The sequence below is a fragment of the Idiomarina sp. MD25a genome (assembly GCF_001870515.1).
GTDB lineage: Bacteria > Pseudomonadota > Gammaproteobacteria > Enterobacterales > Alteromonadaceae > Idiomarina.
Window position 1 is genome coordinate 827,635 of sequence record NZ_MDGT01000003.1, and the last position, 21,081, is coordinate 848,715.

Consider the following 21,081-nt stretch of genomic DNA (forward strand, 5'->3'; position numbering starts at 1 on the left):
AAAAGGGATTTTACGCATTATGTTTTTGAAAATTCTGGCTTGGCCCAGAAATTTGAAACGTATAGTGGCGGCTACAGCGGATGTATTAGGGATTTCACTAGCACTGTGGTTTGCTATCAGTGTTGAGAGCCGTCAACTGTTTACGATTCAGAGTATTAATCAAGGTGTATTTACTGCGATTGTGGCACTGACCACAGTGGTGATTTTTTATCGCTTGGGTTTGTACCGAGCAGTAACGCGATATATTGGGTCTCACGTACTTATTTCCGTGGTTTTTGGTGTAGTAGCATCTACTGCAGCTTTAGTGGTATTCAATTTCGCGTTCGCTGCAGACCTTAACCTGTCTGAAATCGTTATCTACAGTTTGACGGCTTTCATTTTTACTGCGATGTCCCGTTTTGGGGCTCGCGTCATATTTAGACAAGCCCAAGCCAAGCCAAGATCCAAGGTTTTAATTTATGGTGCTGGAGAAGCTGGAAGACAGCTGGCTCAGGCACTTAACAATGGAAATGAATTTAAGTCCGTAGGCTTTATCGATGACGATAAGACACTGCAAGGCGCGGTGATTCAAAACCTAACTGTTTACCCTCAAGAAAAAGTTGCCGAGTTGGTCGAGCATTTTAAAGTTGATCGTATTCTTTTGGCGTTTCCAAGCGCGCCAAGGAGCGTGAGACGTCGCGCGCTCGATCAACTCGCGCATCTTTCTGTGACTGTGCAAACGATTCCAGGAATGGCGGATATTGTCGCAGGGGATGCGCAAATTGATGAATTTCGCGAAGTAAATATAGAAGACCTACTGGGGCGTGACTGCGTAGCCCCAGACATTGGCCTGTTGACCGAAAATGTAAAAGATAAAGTGGTTATGGTTACCGGAGCGGGTGGCTCAATTGGTTCCGAACTATGTCGGCAAGTTGCGCTTCAAGAGCCTAAAGCACTGATTTTGTTTGAGTGGTCGGAGCCGGCATTGTACTACATCGATCAGGAGCTGCGTGAAAAGCACCCTCAATTAGAGATTTACCCATTTGTGGGCTCAGTGCAGGAAGAGATCACATTACGTTCGATATTGAGTACCCACCGGGTGAATACTATTTATCACGCTGCAGCATATAAGCACGTGCCGATGGTTGAAATGAATATTGTGCAAGCGGTCAAGAATAACGTACTGGGCACACTGTGTGCTGCTGAGGCGGCAATGGAAGCGGGCATTGAAAAGTTCGTGCTCATTTCAACCGATAAAGCGGTTCGTCCTACCAATGTGATGGGCGCGACTAAACGCATGGCAGAACTAGTACTTCAAGGCTTGGCTAAACGATGTAAAAGCACAGCCTTCTGTATGGTGCGGTTTGGTAACGTACTGGGCTCCTCGGGTTCTGTAGTGCCTAAATTCAGTGAGCAAATCAGACAGGGCGGACCCATAACGCTGACACACAGAGATATTACCCGTTTCTTTATGACGATTCCTGAGGCCGCTCAGTTAGTTATCCAAGCCGGAGCAATGGGCGATAACGGCGATGTTTTTGTGCTGGATATGGGCGAGCCGATCAAAATCTATGACTTAGCCACTCAGATGGTGCGCTTATCGGGGCTCTCAGTAAAAGATGAAGAAAATCCCGGTGGCGACATTGCGATTAATATCACCGGTCTTCGTCCTGGAGAAAAGCTATACGAGGAATTGATTATCGGTAAAACCGATAGGTTGACTCAACACCCTCGTATTAGACGAGCCTCTGAACGTTATACAGATTGGGCTGAAGTCGCCTTAATATTACGTGATATACGCGATTGTTGCGCTACCATGAATGGTCAACGTTTACGCGAGATTTTAAAGGCAGCACCCACTGATTATGCCCCCAATAGTCGCTGCGTCGACTTGCATTATCCTCGTCACTTAACACAAAAGTTAAAGCGAAATTTAGCGCAATAAAGAGGTTCTTATGATTGAAGTGGTAATGATACTTATCAGGACGTGAATGGACTATTTACCGCTATGACACAACTTTACGCAAATTGTTAATTGGGTATCGTGCCAAATAGCATGTTTCGTTATACAACTTGCAAAACTGTGATTTAATCTTCGGCTCGTTGCAATTCTCACACCACTCGCCATAATCGAAATTACTCATCAACGATTGCAGTGAGAAAAAGTATGAAAAAACTGTCCACGTTATTATTAGGGATTGGCATCATGGGCGCGACCAGCGCTGTCGCGCAAGATGCGGTCACTTACACTGATCAAGAAAAACTTCACGATATTGCCGAAGCGGTTAAAGCGGAACGCATTGAGCAAGATATCCGCAAGCTCGTTAGCTTTGGTACACGTCATACCCTTTCTGAAACTGAATCTGATACTCGTGGCATTGGCGCAGCGCGTCGTTGGGTTTATGAAGAATTCAAACGTATATCTGAGGATTGCGGTGGTTGTCTCGAGGTGATGTATGTTTCTGACATCATCGAAGGTGAGGAACGTATTCCCAATGCGACTGAAGTCAAAAGCGTCATCGCAATTCAACGCGGTACAACAGACCCTGATCGTTATGTCATGATGTCGGGTGATATTGATTCGCGTGTCAGTGATGTGATGGATTCAACCTCAGATGCACCGGGTGCCAATGATAATGCCTCAGGTGTGGCGGGGACGCTCGAAGCCGCGCGCGTGCTGAGCCAGTATAACTTTGATGGTTCAATTGTATATGCTGCACTGTCTGGTGAAGAACAAGGCCTGTTTGGCGGTAAAATTTTAGCCAACAAAGCAAAGCAGAATAAATGGCGCATCATGGCGGTATTGAACAACGACATGATTGGTAACATTGAAGGTATCAATGGCGTTATCAACAATACCACCGCGCGTATTTTTGCCGAAGGCACACGCATGGATGAAACAGACCGAGAAGCTACCATGCGCCGTTTTTACGGTGGAGAAAATGATTCGCCATCGCGTAACTTAGCCCGCTACATCGATACTATGGCGGATCGCTATATCCCGAACCTCGATACTATGATTATCTATCGATTAGACCGTTTTGGTCGCGGTGGACACCATCGCCCGTTTAATGACTTGGGCTATCCGGGTGTGCGCATTATGGAAACCAATGAGAACTATAATCGCCAACATCAAGACTTGCGTACCGAAAACGGTATTGAGTATGGCGATACCATCAAGGGCGTTGACTTTGATTATGCGGCAAAATTGACTGCGCTGAATGCGGTGTCATTAGCGGGTATGAGCTGGGCACCAGAACCGCCGCAGAATGTGGATATTCGTGGTGCAGTGCAACCTTCGACCACACTCACCTGGAGCGACGCTCGTGGCGATGAGAATATCATGGGTTATAAAGTGTACTGGCGTCTAACTTCTGAGCCACAATGGCAGTGGAGTCGCTACGTGGGTGATGTGAACGAATATACGCTTGAGAACGTAGTGATTGATAATTACATTTTTGGAGTTGCTAGCGTAAGCCCTGACGGATTCGAGAGTCCTGTCGTATTCCCTGGGCCCGCGGGCGAGTTCTCAATCGAGTTCGAGGATGACGCAGACGACGATTAATCATTTTAAGTCATTGCAGCGGCCAGAGACTGACTCTGGTCAGCTGCGTACCATTGGCTTCGAGATAGAATTCAATGGTTTATCAGTGCAGCAAACACTCAATGTGTTGCAATCCCACCTCAAAGGTCAGGTCGATCATATATCCCTCGCCGAGCGCAGCATCCAACATGAGCAACTCGGTACTTTTCATATTGAATTAGATTGGAGCTACCTCAAACGGATCGCTCGCGAGCAGCCGACCAGTGGTACGCCTGAACGTATTTGGCTGGAGGAGCTACATGCTTTGGCAGAGCGTATGGTTCCGATGGAAATCGTTTGCCCACCGATGACTTTACAGCAGTGCGAATGCTTGTTTCCAATTGTTGAGGCATTAAGGGAGGCGGGTGCTAAAGGTACAGACGAATCTTGGATAGCGGCCTACGGTGTGCATATCAATCCCCAAGTGGCAAGTGAAGACAGCACCGACGTATTACGTTATATACAAGCATTCTCGCTTTTACAGTGGTGGTTGTTCAAAGCACTTAAGGTTGATACCACGCGTAAATTGAGCCCTTATATTGATAAATATCCAGAAGCCTACATTCGACAATTATGTAAACAGTCAGAAGTCAGTGAGGGGCGATTGATCGACGACTACCTGCGTTTTAATGCTTCGCGAAACCGTGCACTTGATATGCTGCCGTTATTCGCGCACTGCCGTCCGGATACGGTCAGTAAAGCGGTTGGAGATGCTAAAGTCGGTGCGCGACCGACATTTCATTTCCGCTTACCGAACTGCCATATCGAGCGACCAGGATGGCAACTCGACAATGCCTGGCATGGCTGGTGGGTGGTTGAACAGCTCGCTAATGACATTGAGGCACTGGATTATTGGAAAAACGCATTTTTATCAGCGGATCGTCCACTCGTCGGTGTTGATGAATCTGCCTGGATAGATAGGATATCGTCATGGTTGCACGACCGCGCGTGGTGGTAACTGGGAATGCGCGTCGCTGGTCGCCATCTTGGTGGTGCACGCAAATAACACTACGGCTGCTCGGCGCACGTGCAATCCGAGTAAGTACTCGTCACCGCGTATCGCGTGACGGCGCTGTCGATGCATTGATTATTGGCGGTGGTGACGACATTAGTCCTAACCACTATGGGCAACCTGCTAAGCCCGATGGCGACTATGATCCTGCGCGAGATGCGTTGGAGATTGAGTGGATACAATGGGCACTGAAAACCAACACGCCAATGTTGGGCATTTGTCGTGGCGCGCAACTGATTAACGTAGTTTTAGGCGGTGAACTGAACCAAAATATTCGCTCTTTGCGTAAAAGAACCTACAATCGGCCGGGGTTATTACCAACTAAACAAGTGTGGCTTAGCTCGCACTCGGCCATTAGAGCGGTGACCCGAAAAGGTAAACTGCGTGTCAACAGCTTGCACTATCAGGTGGTTACTCGTCCCGGTGAAGGTATGCGAGCGGTGGGCTGGGATTTGGATGAATTTATCCAAGCCACGGAGCACTCGACACGAGCAATCATGGGCGTGCAGTGGCACCCAGAGTACTTGTTTTATTTATCCAGTGAGCGCCGCCTATTTGCTTGGTTGTTGGATTGTATTTCTGCGCGAAAGGAGCGTCCGTGAAGATTATTTTGCTGAGTATTTTGGCCTTAGTTGTAGTGGCTTGTAGTAACAGCGATAAGATAGCGCTGAGTTCCAACGCTCCCCCTCACCACACCGAGGAGGGCTTTAAAAATCTCCACGGACCGGAAAAGCAAAGTGGTTTTTTTGATTATTGGTATATGCGCTGGTTTGGCGATACAGAATGGGCAAATCAGTCGCAGCAGGTTGATGCGATTCCGTTTGTACAAACCAATTTAGCGCGTATCACCCGTCCTGACCCTAAACAACGTCAAGTGACTTGGGTTGGACACTCGACCTTTTTGCTACAATACCAAGGTAAAGCCGTGCTCACGGATCCTATTTTTAGTGAACGCGCGTCTCCAGTCAGTTTTATGGGGCCGCAGCGACTAACCGAACTGCCCCTTAAATTATCCGATTTACCACCGATCGATGCGGTGATTATTTCTCATGATCATTATGATCATTTAGATGCCGATACGATTGAAGCGCTGGGTAATTCGACTCATTATTATGTGCCGCTGGCGCTTAAATCGTGGTTCCTCGAGCAAGGTATTGCTGAACAGAATGTGACTGAACTTGATTGGTGGCAGGGCGCGGCAAACAGCGAACAATTACGGGTGCATGCAACGCCGAGTCAGCATTGGTCTGGGCGCAGCTTGTGGGATCGCTTTGAAACGTTGTGGTCGAGTTATGTCATTGATATCGGCGATTGGCGTATATGGTTTGGCGGCGACACAGGTTATAACCCAATTCAATTTAAAGAGATTGGTAACGTATTTGATAATATTGACCTTGCGTTAATGCCGGTGGGCGCCTATTTGCCACGTTGGTTTATGAAAATGCCTCACGTTGACCCCCAACAAGCAACTTTGATTCATCGAGACATCGGCGCTAAGCGCAGCATTACGATGCATTGGGGCGCTTTTCAGCTCGCTGCAGAGGGCATCCCACAAACCCTCAATGATATTAAGCAAGCACGCACCGATGCCGGCTTAACTGATAGTGAGTTTCGGATAATGCCGGTCGGTGCGACCGAAACCCTTCCGCTCGATTCTGCTGAATAAATTTCGATAATGTTGATCTAGCTCTTCATAATCGATGTATTAGTATTCGATTTAATTGAACAATCGTTTTAACAGGATTATCTATGACCATCGCGCAGCGACTCTATGCAGGTTTTGCTTTTATCATCCTACTGATTATCGGTGTCACCATTGTGGGTACCTATCAAGTTGGGCAAATTGACCAAACATTAAGAAAGGTAAATGAAGTAGGCAGCGAGAAACAGCGCTACGCGATTAACTTCCGTGGGAGTGTGCACGATAGGGCGATCGCCTTACGCGACCTGGTACTTACTGAACAGAGCTCATCGCGCTCGGAATACCGAGCGTTGATTGATGAGCTACAAGCGGATTATGCGACGGCACAAAAGGGTATGGACAGCATCATCAGTGATCCTCAGTTTGTGAACTCGAAAGAGAAGCAGCTGTTAGCGCGCATCGGTGAGATACGTACCGAGGCATTAGCGACTTCAGAGCGTGTCTATCAACTGTTATCGCAGGGTCAACGGCAACAGGCTCAAGACTATGTTCTTAGTGACTTATCGCCTGCTTACGCTGAATGGCTGGTGCGTATTAATGCCTTTATTGACTATCAAGAGCAAACAATTGCACAAGGTGTTGATGGGGTACTTGAACGCAGTAATGGATTTGCGGTGTTGATGTGGTGTGTGACCTTAATATCCGCTTTGGTGGCTGCAGCAATTAGTTATTACATTGTGCGTCGGTTAACTCATACTTTAGGCGGCGAACCGGAAGCGGTTGTCGAGGTACTGGAAACCATCGCAGCGGGCGACTTGACGGTTGAGACGCGTTCTAAGTTTGAAGGCAGCATGATGGCACAGGTCAATCGTATGGTTCGTCAATTGCGTGCGTTGGTTAAAGAAGTTGATGAAACTTCTGACCAGCTTCTGAACGCCTCTGGCGAGCTTAGCGAAACCAGTGAAAATAATACTAAGATGGTTATCCGTCAGCAGGACGAGACAACTCAAGGTGCGACAGCGATTAACCAAATGTCGCAAACCGTGTCTGAAGTCGCTTCACACACGAATGAAGCGGCGCAATTAGCTGACCAAACTGATCGCGAGACGCAGGCCGGTAGCACTGAAGTTGCAGCGACGATTCGTTCGATTGAAAAGCTGGCAGAAGAAGTGGAAAGCGCCGGCGCAGTTATCGTTGAATTGAGCGATAACACGGCTGAAATCGACAAGGTACTTGAAGTGATTGAGGGCATTGCCGATCAAACCAACTTACTGGCGTTGAACGCAGCCATTGAGGCAGCACGAGCGGGCGAGCATGGCCGAGGGTTCTCGGTTGTTGCTGATGAGGTGCGAGCGCTCGCTAACCGTACTCAAGAGTCAACTCAAAGTATTCAGCAATTGATTGAAACGATGCGCTCGAGCGCGTCGCAGGCGGTCGATGTGATGCAACGAGGTCAAGAGCAAGCAGGCAATAGTGTTGAACAAGCGCGTCGAGCGGGTAAATCGTTAGATACTGTTAACCATGTGGTTAAGCAAATGACCGATATGAATGCGCAAATTGCCACAGCAGCCGAAGAACAAAGCTCGGTAGCAGAAGAAATCAATCAGAACTTTCATAAGATTACGGAAGCTACTGAGGAGACTGCGGCGGGCTCTGAGCAAGTGAGTGAGTCGAGCCGTCAGCTCAACGAGCTTGCACGCAATTTAAGTGAGCGTGTCAAACGTTTTAAAACGGCGTAGATTTAGTCACTCGGTGTTTTCGCTCTTGATTTACAAGGCTAAAACACCTAGTATACGCGCCCTATGGAGAGGTGTCCGAGTGGCTGAAGGAGCACGCCTGGAAAGTGTGTATACGGCAACGTATCGAGGGTTCGAATCCCTCTCTCTCCGCCATATCCAAAAAAACCGCCTTTACGGCGGTTTTTTTATGCCCGCGTAGCTTGCGCCTTTGGCGCAAGGGCGGTATCCGATGTCGCGCAAAATGCGCGACCTACCAAAGGACGGCGATGATGCCAAGCGGCAGCGTGAGCAGGAATAACAACCATAGAATCAATGCGCGGCTTAAGGTCCGTACGAGACCAGGCTCTATCAACCACAAAAAGCTCCGGTAGCCCGTCAGCTGATGTTTGACTATCTTGAACTGGGTTACTGCAAGGGTGGTGGTGAGAAAGGTAATGCTCCCCGCAAGGACGGTATTAAATAGAGTGCTTTCAGTAAACCATATCAATGACAGCATGGCTAAGGCGATCAAATAGGCTAAATAGTGCATGCCTGCGGGGGATACTATCTGTAACATCATATGTAGGCGTGGGTGGCGATTGACAGGCCTACTCAACTTCTCAAAGCGGCGTGTAGCGGCATAGCTGTAAGCGAGTACGTGAACAGCAATGATCAATAGCATGAACACCAGTGCTTTGCCCAACGACTCAGTTTTAGCGAGTCCCAGTGCGAGCAGTAGCAACGTTGGAGCCGCGAACAGCAACTGACCGCGACAATAGCCGATGCAAAAATGCCTATAACCAGCCACGTGAATTACCCAGGCCGTGTGCCTTGGTTTTACAATCGTGTTATAGATGATGAATGATAGGCTGCTGAGTCCGATGATTATCAATGCGGCCAGCCAAAAACCAGGGTTACCGATGTTAAATGTGTATAAAAGGTAACCCGGAAGTGGCCCGAGTATGAGCAACACAGGTTGGATCATGAGCGTGAATACTGCGGCGACTTTTATTAGTGTGCGGTTACTTTCTGAAAAAGCGCGCAGTTGATGTTTTTCACATGTGCGGTACATGTTCGCCGGGTCCCTGTGTCATTATCATCGTCGCGTAAGGCGCGACCTACACCAATGCAATGGATTGGTCGCCGATATGTAGCTTGCGCCTTGGACGCAAGTTGGTGAGCTGCTCACTGTGATCAATGACAATTAAAGGTCGGTTTGTTTCGGCCAATATATGATTCAAAGTGGCGGCACTAGTGGAATCTAAGCCGTTAAACGGCTCATCAAGTAATAGCCAGTGCCCGTTGCCTGAGAGTGCCAGTATCAATTTGAGCTTTTGCTGATTTCCTTGCGAAAGCTTGCCTACCGTTGCCGTTAAACAATCTGAGAACTGGAAAGCGTCAACCAATTGATTGCGTTGTGTGGTGTCGCAACGTTGATACTTGTCGTATAGCGAAAACACAGTAGTTATGGTCATGTTGTCGGGGATTTGAATACTATCGGCAACGAGATCGGGGCGATCGTCAACGTTCAACGAGCCCGAGCTGGGCATGATTAACCCACTGAGAAGCTGTAAAAAGGTAGACTTTCCTGCTCCGTTTTTACCTGTTAGCTGATACTGCCCTTCTGGCAGCGCGAGTGTAACGGAATCTAAAATTAAGTTATCACCGAGTTTTACGCTGACATTATTTAATTCAATGTTGGTCATTTATGTGCATCTTGTAAACGAATATCTGCCGCCATGTTACGGTAGCTTGCGCCTTGGGCGCAAGGTGCGATGGTTGATGTCGCGCAGGATGCGCGACCTACGGTGGGGTGTCGGATGTCGCGCATTTTGCGCCACGGTATTGAATTTTTGTTTAGAAATAGTAAAGAGACTATTTAGCAGAAAGCATATTGTCTATTGTAACAAAGTGTTTCAAATTGAAGTTTCATTCTGTTAGGAGATAGCTATGTTTAAACGTTCCTTACTCGTTATCGCGCTGAGTAGTGCGCTCGCCGCTTGTGGCGGATCTGACTCAAGCACCGATTCAACGACCGGTGATAATGGCGGCGGTAATGAAACCGCATCATCTACAATTGTGACCGAAGGGGTCATCACGGGTTTTGGTAGTGTTTACGTAAACGGTGAACGTTATCGTTCTGACAACGCCACCATTGCGCTCGATAATGCTCAATCTGGCACCGAGAGTGACTTAAAGGTCGGTATGGTGGTGAAAATGAAAGCCACACGCTCTGGTAATGAAACACCTGAAGCCAGTGAAATCGAATATGAAGAAGAAATTCAGGGTCGCGTAGACTTCATCGATATCGATAACCAAGCGTTTACGGTATTAGGTCAAACCATTAACTTTGATGATGTCACGGAATTTGTAGGAGTAACCGACAGTACGCTCGCCGTAGGCAACTTTGTTGAAATCAGTGGTTATTTAAACGAAGACGGTGAATTTTACGCGACCTTGGTGGAGCTTGAGAGCGACGAGGATGAGCTAAAAGTAAAAGGCAACGTAGCTGGGCTCGATACGGACGCGCAAACGTTCATGTTGGGCGAGCTCACCATCGACTATTCGCAGGCGAACTTCGAAGAGATGACGGCTGACGATTTGCAAGATGGCTTAGCCATTAAAGTTGAAGGAAGTCAGTATGACTCAACCACAGATACGTTGATTGCTGATTCTATTGAGCAAAAAGATAGTCGCTTGGACGACGATGTTGATGAGCTCGAAGTCGCCGGTGTTGTCGGTAACTATGATGCTGCGGCGGGTACCTTTATCATTAAAGGTTACCAAGTTGCCCTTGATGACGATACTGAATTTGATGAGGGTGAAGAGGCCGACCTAAGTAACGGTGTTCGTATCAAAGTTGAAGCACGTAATGATGGCGAATCTTGGATTGCTGAAGAAATAGAATTTCAAGAGTACCGTGCGGTAGGGCGTACCGAGGGTGCTGTCAGTGAAATTGATGCGGATAACGGATTGATTACCGTAAACGGTATTGAATTCTTAACCACCTCGCAAACCCGTTATAAAGATGATTCGGATGCTGATTTGCGCCAATTCACGTTCGACGATATTGCCGTTAACGACGTATTACGTGTCATTGCACGTGAAGACCAACAGGGTCAAGCGATTGCTCTGAAGATCAAGCGTTTAGATGAAGAGGATCGTGACGGTGAGATTAAGGGCGTACCCAATGATATTTCGGAGTCGGGTTTCAGCCTTGCTGGAGTTGAAGTCATTATTAATGACGAGACGCGTTTTAAAACCGATGATTCACGGATTTCGCTCGATGAATTCATTGCCTTGTTCGACGGCGATACTGAGTTGCGCGTTGAGGTTGAAGGCGAGTGGGACGGTGACCAACTGATTGCGCACAAAGTCGAGGTCGACCTCGAAGACCAAGATGATGCCGATGACGGTGACGACGAGGGGGACGATCGCCAGGGCTATACCGAATATGAAGGTGAGGTGACTGACGTCAATGGCGAAGCCTTTACGGTTAATGGCATCGAAGCGCGTTTAACCACTGACAGCGAACTAAAAATCAACGATGAAGAGGTCACGCTACAAGCGTTTGTTGATGCTTTAGCTGAAGGTGTTGTGGTTGAAGTGGAAGGCCAGTGGCAAGAACAAAGCTACGTGCTTGTCTACGAGGCCGAGATCGACGATTAATCGTAGCTTGCGCCTTGGGCGCAAGGACGATGGTGGATGTCGCGCAAAATGCGCGACGTACGCCGGTGGGGATGTCCGATGTGGCGTAGCTTGCGCCTTGGGCGCAAGGTGCGATGGTTGTTGTCGCGCAAAATGCGCGACCTACGCCGGGTGGGGTGTTCGATGTCGCGATGGTGGATGTCGCGCAAAATGCGCGACGTCCGCCGGTGGGGATGTCCGATGTGGCGATGGTTGATGTCGCGCAAAATGCGCGACGTCCGCCAGATCAAGCTTCGACCTAAGTCGAATGTTTAATTTCTATTGGCTTGCATATGCTTAAACCAAATCTATTTGGTTGCGGAGTATGTATATGCAGGCCTATCACCAACTTTATTCTGATGCTCAGCAAGATCCAGAGGGATTCTGGCTCGAGCAGGCGCATCGTTTACATTGGTTTAAAGCGCCCCAGCAGGCGGCTAATTTAAAAACCAATGGGTTAGCCGATTGGTTCCCCGATGGTGAGTGCAATATTAGCTATCAAGCACTTGATGCGCAGATAGAGGCGGGGCGAGGCGAACAAGTTGCCCTGTACTACGACTCCCCCGTTACGCAAACCAAACAGCAGTGGACATTTAATCAGTTGCGCGACGAAGTGGCGCGCTGCGCGGGTATGATCCAAGCGGCGGGTGTGAGTAAAGGCGACCGCGTGGTTATTTACATGCCGATGATCCCACAGGCAGCCATTGCGATGCTGGCGTGTGCGCGACTGGGCGCGATTCACTCCGTTGTGTTTGGTGGTTTTGCGGCACACGAACTTGCAATCCGAATTGATGATGCGGAGCCTGCATTGCTGATTACCGCCTCATGCGGTATCGAGGGGCAACGCGTGCTCGACTATAAACCTATTGTCGATAAAGCATTGCACGAAGCTGAACACCCGCCACAACATGTGATTGTGTATCAACGTTCACAAAGCCAAGCGTCGATGCAGTCACCTCGCGATATTGACTGGGCAAGCGCAATAAAAGACGCACCTGGGGTTGATGCGGTGCCAGTCAATGCCACTCATCCACTGTATATTCTATACACATCGGGAACCACGGGACGTCCAAAAGGGGTGGTACGTGATCATGGTGGCTATGCCGTAGCGCTCAATTTCTCCATGAATTACGTTTACGGTATGTCGCCTGGGGAAACCCTATTCACTGCGTCGGACGTCGGCTGGGTAGTTGGCCATTCCTATATTGTATATGGTCCTTTGCTGTTCGGTTGCAGCTCAGTACTCTATGAGGGCAAACCCATTAATACACCCGACGCGGGTGCGTTTTGGCGAATTATCCAAGACTACCAAGCATCGGCTGTGTTTTCGGCACCTACGGCGTTTCGCGCCATTAAAAAAGAAGACCCTCAAGGTGAGCATTTAGCCAACTACGATATTAGTTCGTTAAAGCGCATTTACATGGCCGGTGAGCGGCTCGACCCCGCTACGCTCGAGTGGACTGAGCATCTGACCGATCGTCCGGTGTATGACCATTGGTGGCAGACCGAGAGTGGTTGGCCAATGTGCGCTAACCCCGTGGGAGTAGGCGCTACCCCTGTCAAGCCGGGCTCTTCAAGCCTGCCTGTGCCGGGTTATGAATTTGCCATACTCGACCCGCAAGGTCAGCCATTAGGCGCTAATGAAGAAGGCTCCGTGTGCTTGCGTCTGCCGCTGCCGCCGGGCTGTTTACCGACTGTGTGGGGCGATGAACAACGTTTACAGGATAGCTATCTGAAAGCGTTTCCAGGTTATTACTGCAGTGGTGACGGTGGTTACATGGACGACGACGGCTACTTATTCATTATGGGCCGTACTGATGACGTGATTAATGTCGCGGGTCACCGCCTGTCGACCGGTGAAATGGAAGAAGTCCTGGCGCAACATTCAGCCGTTGCCGAATGTGCGGTAGTCGGTCAACCCGATGAGCTGAAGGGGGAGTTACCGGTGGGGCTGGTGATTTTAAAAAACGATGCGCAGATCACGACAGAGGAACTGCAAGCGCAGCTCATTGCACAAATTCGCGAGACGATCGGTGCGATAGCGTGCTTAAAAACGCTCTACATCGTGCCTAAGCTACCTAAGACACGCTCAGGTAAAATTCTTCGCCGGTTGATTCGACAAGTATTACAGGGCGACACCGTGGCGGTTCCTTCGACCATAGACGACCCGGATAGTGTTGAGATGATTCAAACCGTGGTAAAGCAGCAAAATGAAGCTAGGAAAGTCAGTTGAAATACCGTTAGAATAGAGCATTTGTAAGTCAATTTAACGGGTATTTAATGACACTTTCTATTGTCGCAGTTGTTTTGGGTTTAATTGTCTTAGTCTGGAGTGCTGATCGCTTTGTCGAAGGTGCTGCCGCAGTTGCCAAAAACTTAGGTATGGCACCGCTTGTTATCGGCATGGTGATCATTGGCTTCGGTACTTCAGCACCAGAGATGGTGGTCTCGGCGTTGGCATCATCACAAGGTAACCCTGCGCTCGCGCTAGGTAATGCGTACGGTTCCAATATCACTAATATCGCTCTAGTGTTGGGCTTAACGGCCGTGTTGGCACCGATTGCAGTACAGTCGGGGGTGATTAAACGTGAGTTACCCGTGCTGATTGCGATTACTTTATTAACGGCTGCCTTTCTGTGGGATTACCAAATAACCGCCATTGAAGCTTGGGTCCTTTTAGCTATCTTCGCGGTCTACATGGGTTGGTCAATCTGGCTGGGCAAAAACAGTAGCGACGATAGTTTAGCCGCAGAGTTTACGCAGGAAGTCGACGCTAATCCGATGTCGATGAAGCCTGCTGTTATCTGGTTGGTTATCGGTTTAGTGTTATTGGTCGTGAGCTCCAGAGCACTGGTTTGGGGTGCTGTTAATATAGCAACCGCATTGGGCGTCAGTGATCTGGTTATTGGCTTAACGGTCGTGGCTATCGGAACCTCGTTACCGGAGTTGGCGTCTGCTATTGCTGCGACGCGCAAAAACGAGCATGATTTGGCGTTGGGTAACGTGATTGGTTCGAATATGTTCAATACCCTAGCGGTCGTGGGTATTGCAGGTGCGATTCATCCGATTGATCTAGAACCGTTGGTGCTGTCGCGTGACTGGGTCGCAATGGCCGGTCTCACGCTATTGTTGTTGCTGTTTTCTTTGCGGGTCAATCGTTTAGGTCGTATCAACCGGGTTCATGGCGTGACGTTCTTAGTCCTTTACGTTGCTTACACGGTTTATCTGATAAGCACGGGATTCACACCCGCGTTAACCAGTTAAATAGACTGACGATAGACATGAGCCGCGCGAGTCGCGGCTTTTTTACCCATTATTGTTGAAAATCGTTCGCATTAGCATTACACTCATTATGAGTTAATTACGAGGTGATGTTCAGTGTACGTTTGTTTATGCAAAGGCGTTTCGGATAAAACCATTGCTAAGTCAGTTGCTGCTGGCGAGGTGTCTAGTATGCGGGAGCTCCGTCAGCAGTACGGTGTCGCTTCGCAGTGTGGTTGCTGTAAGCAATGCGCTAAAGAAGTCTTGAATGAGGCTTTAGAAAAACGTAACGATCATGTGCTTCCAGGCACTAAAATTCCTACTACGGTGTGCTACACTTAACTGAGTTTCTAATTTTAGAACCAGCTTAAGGAGCACATCCCGCATGAAAGGTGACGCAAAAGTCATTCAGCAGCTTAATAAGGTGCTGACGCTCAAATTGACCGCTATTAACCAGTACTTCTTACATGCGCGCATGTTTCGAGACTGGGGTTTTGAGTCCCTCAACAATGTTGTTTATAAAGCATCTATCGAAGAAATGAAGCACGCGGACGTGCTCATTGAGCGGTTGCTGTTTTTAGAGGGCATGCCGAACTTACAAGAGCTTGGCAAACTTTATATCGGTGAAGATCCACGTGAAATGTTAGAAATGGACCATAAGGTTCAGTTCAACGACATCAATGCCATTCGTGACGCCGTTAAAGTCTGTGAGAGCCATCAAGATTACGTCAGTCGCGATGCGCTAAATAAGATTCTTGATAAGCAAGAAGAGCATTTAGACTGGTTAGAAACACAAATCGATTTAATGTCGCGCTTAGGTACAGAAGTATACCTTCAGTCGATGTTAAAAGAGGAGGACTAGAATGAAAGCAGAGAACAAAGTCGTCGAGCAGTTAAACCGTTTACTCGCTTTCGAACTGACCTCTATTGATCAATACACATCCCATTCGCGCCAGTATGAAGACATGGGATTGATGAAGTTGTACGAACGTATCAATCATGAGATTGATGACGAACGGGGCCATGCTGACCTATTGATTCGTCGTATTCTATTTTTGGAAGGTAAACCTAATATGTCCAACCGCGAGCCTCACAATATCGGCTCGGACGTGCGCGAAATGTTAGAAAATGACCTACAGCTGGAATACAACAACGCCAAAACCTTGCGCGAAGTGATCGATTATTGCGAGCAAGTGGATGACTATGTCACGCGTGATATGTTGGTGGGGATTTTACGTGATACGGAAGAAGACCACGCCTATTGGCTGCGTATCCAATTGAACCTGATGGATCGCTTGGGTGAGGCGCTTTACTTGCAAGGCATGAAGTAAGATTAGTCTCATTCAACCATAAAAAACGCGGCAGGGTTAGCCGCGTTTTTTGTTGCTTTATTGACTGGGTTTACCAAAACCGCAGACGTCTGAGTAAGAGAAATTCGACCACCGCGATACCCAGTAAAATCCAGCAAAAAATCTCAAAGGCACTGGTGTTCTCGACGCCTGGCATGCCACCAATGTTGATACCAAACACCCCAGTTAAAAAACTTAATGGCAAAAATACGCCTGCGATGACTGAGAGCCAGTAAGTATTACGGTTCATCTTTTCGGCGACCGCTTGTTGTATTTGCTCGCGCTGCATCCATACCTGTTCAAGCATCAGGTCGATTTGCTCCAGTAACCGCTGGGTGGTATCGCGCTCATTCAGTAGCCACTGATGCAACTCCGCATCGACCCATTTTTCGCTCTCACTAGTAAACTTATCCAGTGCGGCTAGTTGTGGGCGAATAAAGCGGTTTAAGCGCAGTAAGCGACGATGCATTACGGTCAGCTTCTTTTGCTGCTCTGCTGTGTTATCAAAGCCTTCCGTCTCCATTTGTTCGACGTTGAGCTCAATATCGTCAATGACATCTTCGATCTTCTGGTTTAACTGCTCGACAAGGTGCACCAAAAAGTCATTTAAGCTTTCAGGCCCTTGTTGGTTTTGCAGGTCATCGCGTATATGAGCTACCGCTTTAAAATGATGCTTGCGAAACGTGTACACGGTCTCTTTATAATAGAGGATGCGCAAGCTCATCATATCTTCAGGTTGAGCCCCTTCATTGAGGTTTACGCCTCGCAATAACAGTACAAAGCCGTCTTTGAGTCGCTGAAAGCGTGGACGCGTATCTTCTTCAAGCATGGCGTCAATAATAGGTTCGGGAATATCAGCGGCTTTCAGCCATTCATTGATACCTTCCACGTCACGCTGAAAGTGAAACCAACAGCCGGGGCGAGACTTAACAGTGTCGTCGTTGTTGATCGCTTGCGCAGGGTGCTGGTTAAAATCCCAAGCATCGATTAAAAAGTTCATAAAGCGCTCCAATAATAAGCGCCCAAATCACATAAGTGATTGATTGTTGAGCGCTTAGTCAGGTAATTGACATATATTGGAATCAAACACCACTAAATGGTCGAAGTCAACATTTATCCCTACCATTTGACCTGACTGCAAAGGTTGGTGTGAGGGACCTACTGCGAGTACATGTTCATGGTTGTCTAAGGCAAGCGTATATAAATAATGAGAACCGCGAAAGCCACGCCCAACGACTTGAGCCTGCAGGCGGTGGGGGTGAGCGGTGGAGACAATAAGCACATCATCTGGGCGTACGAGAAAAGTGACGTCGTGATCGTCTTGATCGCAGAGGACCTCATGGTCGATAACGCCCAAAGCGCTATGCAGTTGATTCGATTTTATCTGGCCATTAAGTAATACGCCGCGACCTATAAAGTCTGCTACTAGCTCATGCTCGGGCTGATGATACAACTCATAGGGGGTATTCCACTGCAATAATTGACCCGCGTACATGACACCGGCTTTATCTGCCATGGCAAAGGCTTCTTGCTGATCGTGAGTCACTAACAGCGCAGTAATACCTTCTTCTTTTAATAAGTTACGCACATCTTGCGCTAACAGTTCGCGCAGTTCTGCATCGAGACTCGAAAAAGGCTCGTCTAACAGCATGAGTTTTGGCTTGGGTGCCAATGCACGGGCAAGTGCGATTCGTTGTTGTTGCCCGCCAGATAACTCATGCGGATAACGATTTTGATAGCCGGTCAGATCGACCCGTTGAAGCAGTTGCTTTACGCGCTGCTTTTGTTCGGCTTTCGACCAATTATTGATGCCAAAGGCGATATTTTCTTCCACAGTAAGGTGCGGAAACAAGGCAAAATCTTGGAACATCATGCCTATTTGACGTTGCTCGGTGGGCATTTGCACTTTCGTTGAAGCGACTTCCTCACCATAGAGACGTATAGCACCACTGGTGACCTCAGAAAAACCGGCAATGGTGCGTAGTAACGTCGTTTTACCACAGCCGCTAGGCCCCAATAAACAGCCAATATCGCCCTCATTCAGTGAGAACGAGAGTTGCTCAACTATACGTTCCTTACCTAACTCAATGGACACTGAATCAAGTTCTACTAACGGCTTCATTTAGTCTCCCGTTTTAATCGTTTGAGTGCGCAAGGCACGTGACAACATCAATACTGGAATTAAACCCACCAGGACAATCATCAGTGCAGGAGGTCCCGCATCAGCAAGTCGTTCATCCGAGGCCATTTCGAAGGCTTTGACCGCTAAGGTATTAAAATTAAAGGGTCGCAACACCAAGGTTGCAGGTAGTTCTTTCATCACATCAACCAACACCAATATCAGTGCGGCTAGAATTGAGCTTTTAAGTAACGGCAAGTGTATCCGAGTCATGATGCGACGTGAACTCGCGCCCAACGTACGTGCGCTATCATCCATTTGGGGGGTGATTTGTTCTAAACCCGAGCTTATCGTCTGCAAAGAAATAGACAAAAAGCGCACCGTATAAGCAAATACTAACGCAACGACGGTGCCGCTTAACAACAGACCAGGGTTCACACCGAATAGCGATTTACTGAAATCGATAATACGGTGATCAAGCCACGCGAGTGGAATCAAAATGCCAACGGCAATGACAATACCTGGAATCGCATAGCCAAGCCCCGCGGTTGTTATTGCCGTGCGGATTGCTCGGGTTGGATGGCGACGGCGACCATAGGCGAGCCAGAGCGCTAACGCAACCGTGATGGTAGCGGCTAACAAGCCCAGCCAGAGCGTATTGAGTGTCAGCGTCCAAAATGACGCCTGGGTCCAGATATCAGCACGTTCGATCGACCACATCAGTAATTGACTTGCGGGAATGGCAAAGCCGAGCACAATGGGGAGCCAACACACTGCCGATGCAAGCCACGCCGCTTTGCCACGTAACGGTTTTCTGAAGTTATTATTTTGGCTGCGGCGCTGATAAAACTTAGCCTGACGCCTTGAATAGCGCTCAATTAGAATGAGTACAATAACAAACAGCAGGAGAATCGACGCCAATTGCAACGCACCTTGAGCGTCACCCATACCGTACCACGTACGGAAAATACCTGTAGTAAATACGGTAACACCAAAGTATTCCATGGTGCCGTAGTCGGCGAGTGTTTCCATCAACGCGAGCGTGACGCCGGTTGCGATAGCGGGTCGTGCTAATGGGAGTGCGATACGAAAGAAGCTCCGGACAGGACCTGCGCCTAATGTCCGTGCACTTTCAAATGCGGCGGTTGATTGCTGCATGAAGGCTGCGCGAGTAATCAGATAAACGTATGGGTAAAGCACTAAGCTTAATACGAATATAGCGCCTTCGATGCTCCGAATACTGGGAAACCAATACTCACCAATGCTGAGGTCGAAGGTATCGCGTAATGCTTGCTGTACGGGACCGGCGTAATCCAGTAGGCCAGTATAAGTATAAGCTGAGATATACGCGGGCATGGCTAAGGGAAGTAGTAGCCCCCAACTCACCCAGCGCCAACCCGGGAAATCGTATTGGCTTACGCACCATGCGGTGCTGACGCCGAGGATAGTCACGCCAAACCCCACCGATACCAGTAGTATCAGTGAATGAGAAATGTACTCGGGTATCACCGTTTGCCAAAGGTGATTTAAAATATCCCAATTAGGATTTAACAAAGATAAGGCCACCACAATAAGTGGTAGCCCTACCAATGCCGCAACGCCGAACAACACGAGCGGGCCGCGGGTCATAGCTGCTCCTTAACGCTTAGTGCGGAATTAACGCCAGCCTGCCGAGTTCATTAAACGGACGGCTTCTGCGTTATTCTCACCTAAAATATCCATCGAAATATCGTCTTGTTTGAAGTCACCCCATTGCTTGAGGGTCTCACTCCACTCAACGCCTTCACGTACAGGGTACTCATAATTGGCCTCAGCATACCATTTTTGTGAGGCTTCTGAGAGCAGAAATTCGATTAATTGTGTGGCTTCATCGACATGCTTTGCATGTTTAGTGATGCCAATACCCGACACATTGACGTGGGTGCCATTGCCATTTTGCGCAGGCCAGAAAATCTTAACTTTTTCAGCTGCTTCGCGTTCTTCAGCTTGGTCAGAATTCAGCATATGACCAAAATAGTAAGTGTTCGCTACGGCGATATCACACACGCCGTATGCGACCCCTTTAATTTGGTCACGATCGCCGCCGACGGGCGTACGGGCGAAATTGTCGACTAAATCCTTAGCCCAATCCATGATTTTTTGTTCGCCGTAGTGGTCGAGTAAGGCAGCGACTAATGACTGGTTATAGATGTTATTCGACGAGCGAATACAAATACGGTCTTGCCATTGGTCGTCTGCTAGACTCATATAATTTTCGAGCTTGCTTGGATCAACACGGTCTGGCGAATAAAAAATCGGACGAGCACGCAAGCTCAAACCAACCCATTGGTCATCGCTGTCGCGAAAATGTGCTGGCACGGTTTTGTGGGCGAACTCAGAATCAATCGCTTGAAACACATCGGCGGTAACGGCACGATGCAGCGCGCCGGCGTCAACGGTTAGAAATAAGTCCGCTGGGGTATTTTCACCTTCGGCCGTTAAACGAGATAGCAATGCGTCTGAATTACCGGTCAGCAGGTTAACTTCAATACCTGTTTGTTCAGTAAATTTATCGAGCAGAGGCTTGATCAATGCTTGCTTCCGCGATGAATAAATATTAACTTCAGCCGCTTGCGCGAATGAGCCTGCGAGTGTGGCTGCACCGATAATGGTTGCCATTGCAAGCTTGAGGGGAGTAATTTTTATTGCCATATTCAAACCTCTTACCAATAATTCGCGTAGGTTAATTACT

General features: G+C 48.3%; 20 protein-coding genes and 1 tRNA gene. 14 read left to right on the plus strand and 7 right to left on the minus strand.

From position 1 onward, the window contains the following. The first annotated feature begins 52 nt into the window (after positions 1-52). The 7 genes from BFR57_RS07940 to BFR57_RS07970 all read left to right on the plus strand — a co-directional run bounded on the left by BFR57_RS07940 (position 53) and on the right by BFR57_RS07970 (position 8,108). Positions 53-1,924: a nucleoside-diphosphate sugar epimerase/dehydratase gene (locus BFR57_RS07940; RefSeq protein ID WP_253183614.1), complete on the plus strand. Its 1,872-nt coding sequence runs from the start codon at positions 53-55 to the stop codon at positions 1,922-1,924. Between the two features lie 222 nt (positions 1,925-2,146). Next, a complete protein-coding gene (locus BFR57_RS07945; RefSeq protein ID WP_071463459.1) occupies positions 2,147-3,544 on the plus strand; it encodes a M28 family metallopeptidase in 1,398 nt (465 codons plus the stop codon). Next, the gene (locus tag BFR57_RS07950) at positions 3,525-4,520 is read left to right on the plus strand and encodes an amidoligase family protein (protein WP_071463460.1); all 996 of its coding nucleotides are present in this window, start codon (positions 3,525-3,527) and stop codon (positions 4,518-4,520) included. Before BFR57_RS07945 ends, BFR57_RS07950 begins: the two co-directional genes overlap by 20 nt. After that, positions 4,493-5,176, plus strand: coding sequence for a gamma-glutamyl-gamma-aminobutyrate hydrolase family protein (locus BFR57_RS07955; RefSeq protein ID WP_071463461.1), 684 nt, complete (start codon positions 4,493-4,495; stop codon positions 5,174-5,176). The genes BFR57_RS07950 and BFR57_RS07955 overlap by 28 nt, the downstream gene beginning before the upstream one ends. After that, entirely contained in the window at positions 5,173-6,240 is a 1,068-nt protein-coding gene (locus BFR57_RS07960; RefSeq protein ID WP_083405086.1) for an MBL fold metallo-hydrolase, read from the plus strand. The genes BFR57_RS07955 and BFR57_RS07960 overlap by 4 nt, the downstream gene beginning before the upstream one ends. Before the next feature lie 83 nt (positions 6,241-6,323). Next, positions 6,324-7,955 (plus strand): methyl-accepting chemotaxis protein, encoded by a 1,632-nt coding sequence (locus BFR57_RS07965; protein WP_071463462.1) that lies wholly within the window; start codon positions 6,324-6,326, stop codon positions 7,953-7,955. A gap of 65 nt (positions 7,956-8,020) precedes the next feature. Further along, positions 8,021-8,108 (plus strand) — tRNA-Ser (locus tag BFR57_RS07970). Between the two features lie 97 nt (positions 8,109-8,205). On the opposite strand, the gene BFR57_RS07975 is transcribed toward BFR57_RS07970, so the two are convergent. The 3 genes from BFR57_RS07975 to BFR57_RS12965 are packed head-to-tail and all read right to left on the minus strand — an operon-like array spanning position 8,206 to position 9,765. After that, positions 8,206-9,006, minus strand: a complete 801-nt coding sequence (locus tag BFR57_RS07975) for a hypothetical protein (protein WP_071463463.1) — start codon at positions 9,004-9,006, stop codon at positions 8,206-8,208. Positions 9,007-9,052: 46 nt separating this feature from the next. Then, positions 9,053-9,640 (minus strand): ATP-binding cassette domain-containing protein, encoded by a 588-nt coding sequence (locus tag BFR57_RS07980; protein ID WP_071463464.1) that lies wholly within the window; start codon positions 9,638-9,640, stop codon positions 9,053-9,055. Beyond that, positions 9,637-9,765, minus strand: coding sequence for a hypothetical protein (locus BFR57_RS12965; RefSeq protein WP_290439326.1), 129 nt, complete (start codon positions 9,763-9,765; stop codon positions 9,637-9,639). The genes BFR57_RS07980 and BFR57_RS12965 overlap by 4 nt, the downstream gene beginning before the upstream one ends. Before the next feature lie 119 nt (positions 9,766-9,884). On the opposite strand from BFR57_RS12965, the gene BFR57_RS07985 reads away from it, so the two are divergent. The 7 genes from BFR57_RS07985 to bfr (BFR57_RS08005) all read left to right on the plus strand — a co-directional run bounded on the left by BFR57_RS07985 (position 9,885) and on the right by bfr (BFR57_RS08005) (position 16,213). Beyond that, positions 9,885-11,603 (plus strand): DUF5666 domain-containing protein, encoded by a 1,719-nt coding sequence (locus BFR57_RS07985; protein ID WP_071463465.1) that lies wholly within the window; start codon positions 9,885-9,887, stop codon positions 11,601-11,603. A gap of 113 nt (positions 11,604-11,716) precedes the next feature. After that, on the plus strand, positions 11,717-11,884 hold the full coding sequence (locus BFR57_RS12875) for a hypothetical protein (RefSeq protein ID WP_171903950.1): 168 nt from the start codon (positions 11,717-11,719) through the stop codon (positions 11,882-11,884). Between the two features lie 68 nt (positions 11,885-11,952). Continuing rightward, entirely contained in the window at positions 11,953-13,854 is a 1,902-nt protein-coding gene (locus BFR57_RS07990; RefSeq protein WP_071463466.1) for an acetate--CoA ligase, read from the plus strand. 47 nt (positions 13,855-13,901) lie between these two features. After that, positions 13,902-14,885, plus strand: coding sequence for a calcium/sodium antiporter (locus BFR57_RS07995; protein ID WP_071463467.1), 984 nt, complete (start codon positions 13,902-13,904; stop codon positions 14,883-14,885). 114 nt (positions 14,886-14,999) lie between these two features. Further along, complete coding sequence (locus BFR57_RS12730) at positions 15,000-15,224, plus strand: (2Fe-2S)-binding protein (protein ID WP_083405087.1); 225 nt, start codon at positions 15,000-15,002, stop codon at positions 15,222-15,224. Positions 15,225-15,267: 43 nt separating this feature from the next. Next, entirely contained in the window at positions 15,268-15,744 is a 477-nt protein-coding gene (gene bfr, locus BFR57_RS08000) for a bacterioferritin (protein WP_006955064.1), read from the plus strand. Between the two features lies 1 nt (position 15,745). Next, entirely contained in the window at positions 15,746-16,213 is a 468-nt protein-coding gene (gene bfr, locus BFR57_RS08005; RefSeq protein ID WP_006955065.1) for a bacterioferritin, read from the plus strand. Positions 16,214-16,283: 70 nt separating this feature from the next. Here bfr (BFR57_RS08005) and BFR57_RS08010 read toward each other — a convergent pair whose 3' ends face one another. From BFR57_RS08010 to BFR57_RS08025, 4 genes are read right to left on the minus strand one after another with little or no spacing between them, the layout of a single operon-like run. Beyond that, positions 16,284-17,231 carry a zinc transporter ZntB gene (locus tag BFR57_RS08010; protein ID WP_071463468.1) on the minus strand — a complete coding sequence of 316 codons (948 nt, stop codon included), beginning with the start codon at positions 17,229-17,231 and terminating at the stop codon, positions 16,284-16,286. Between the two features lie 54 nt (positions 17,232-17,285). After that, positions 17,286-18,353 carry an ABC transporter ATP-binding protein gene (locus tag BFR57_RS08015; protein ID WP_071463469.1) on the minus strand — a complete coding sequence of 356 codons (1,068 nt, stop codon included), beginning with the start codon at positions 18,351-18,353 and terminating at the stop codon, positions 17,286-17,288. Further along, complete coding sequence (locus BFR57_RS08020) at positions 18,354-19,979, minus strand: iron ABC transporter permease (RefSeq protein WP_071463470.1); 1,626 nt, start codon at positions 19,977-19,979, stop codon at positions 18,354-18,356. Positions 19,980-20,006: 27 nt separating this feature from the next. After that, positions 20,007-21,041 (minus strand): Fe(3+) ABC transporter substrate-binding protein, encoded by a 1,035-nt coding sequence (locus BFR57_RS08025; RefSeq protein WP_071463471.1) that lies wholly within the window; start codon positions 21,039-21,041, stop codon positions 20,007-20,009. Between the last annotated feature and the right edge of the window lie 40 nt (positions 21,042-21,081).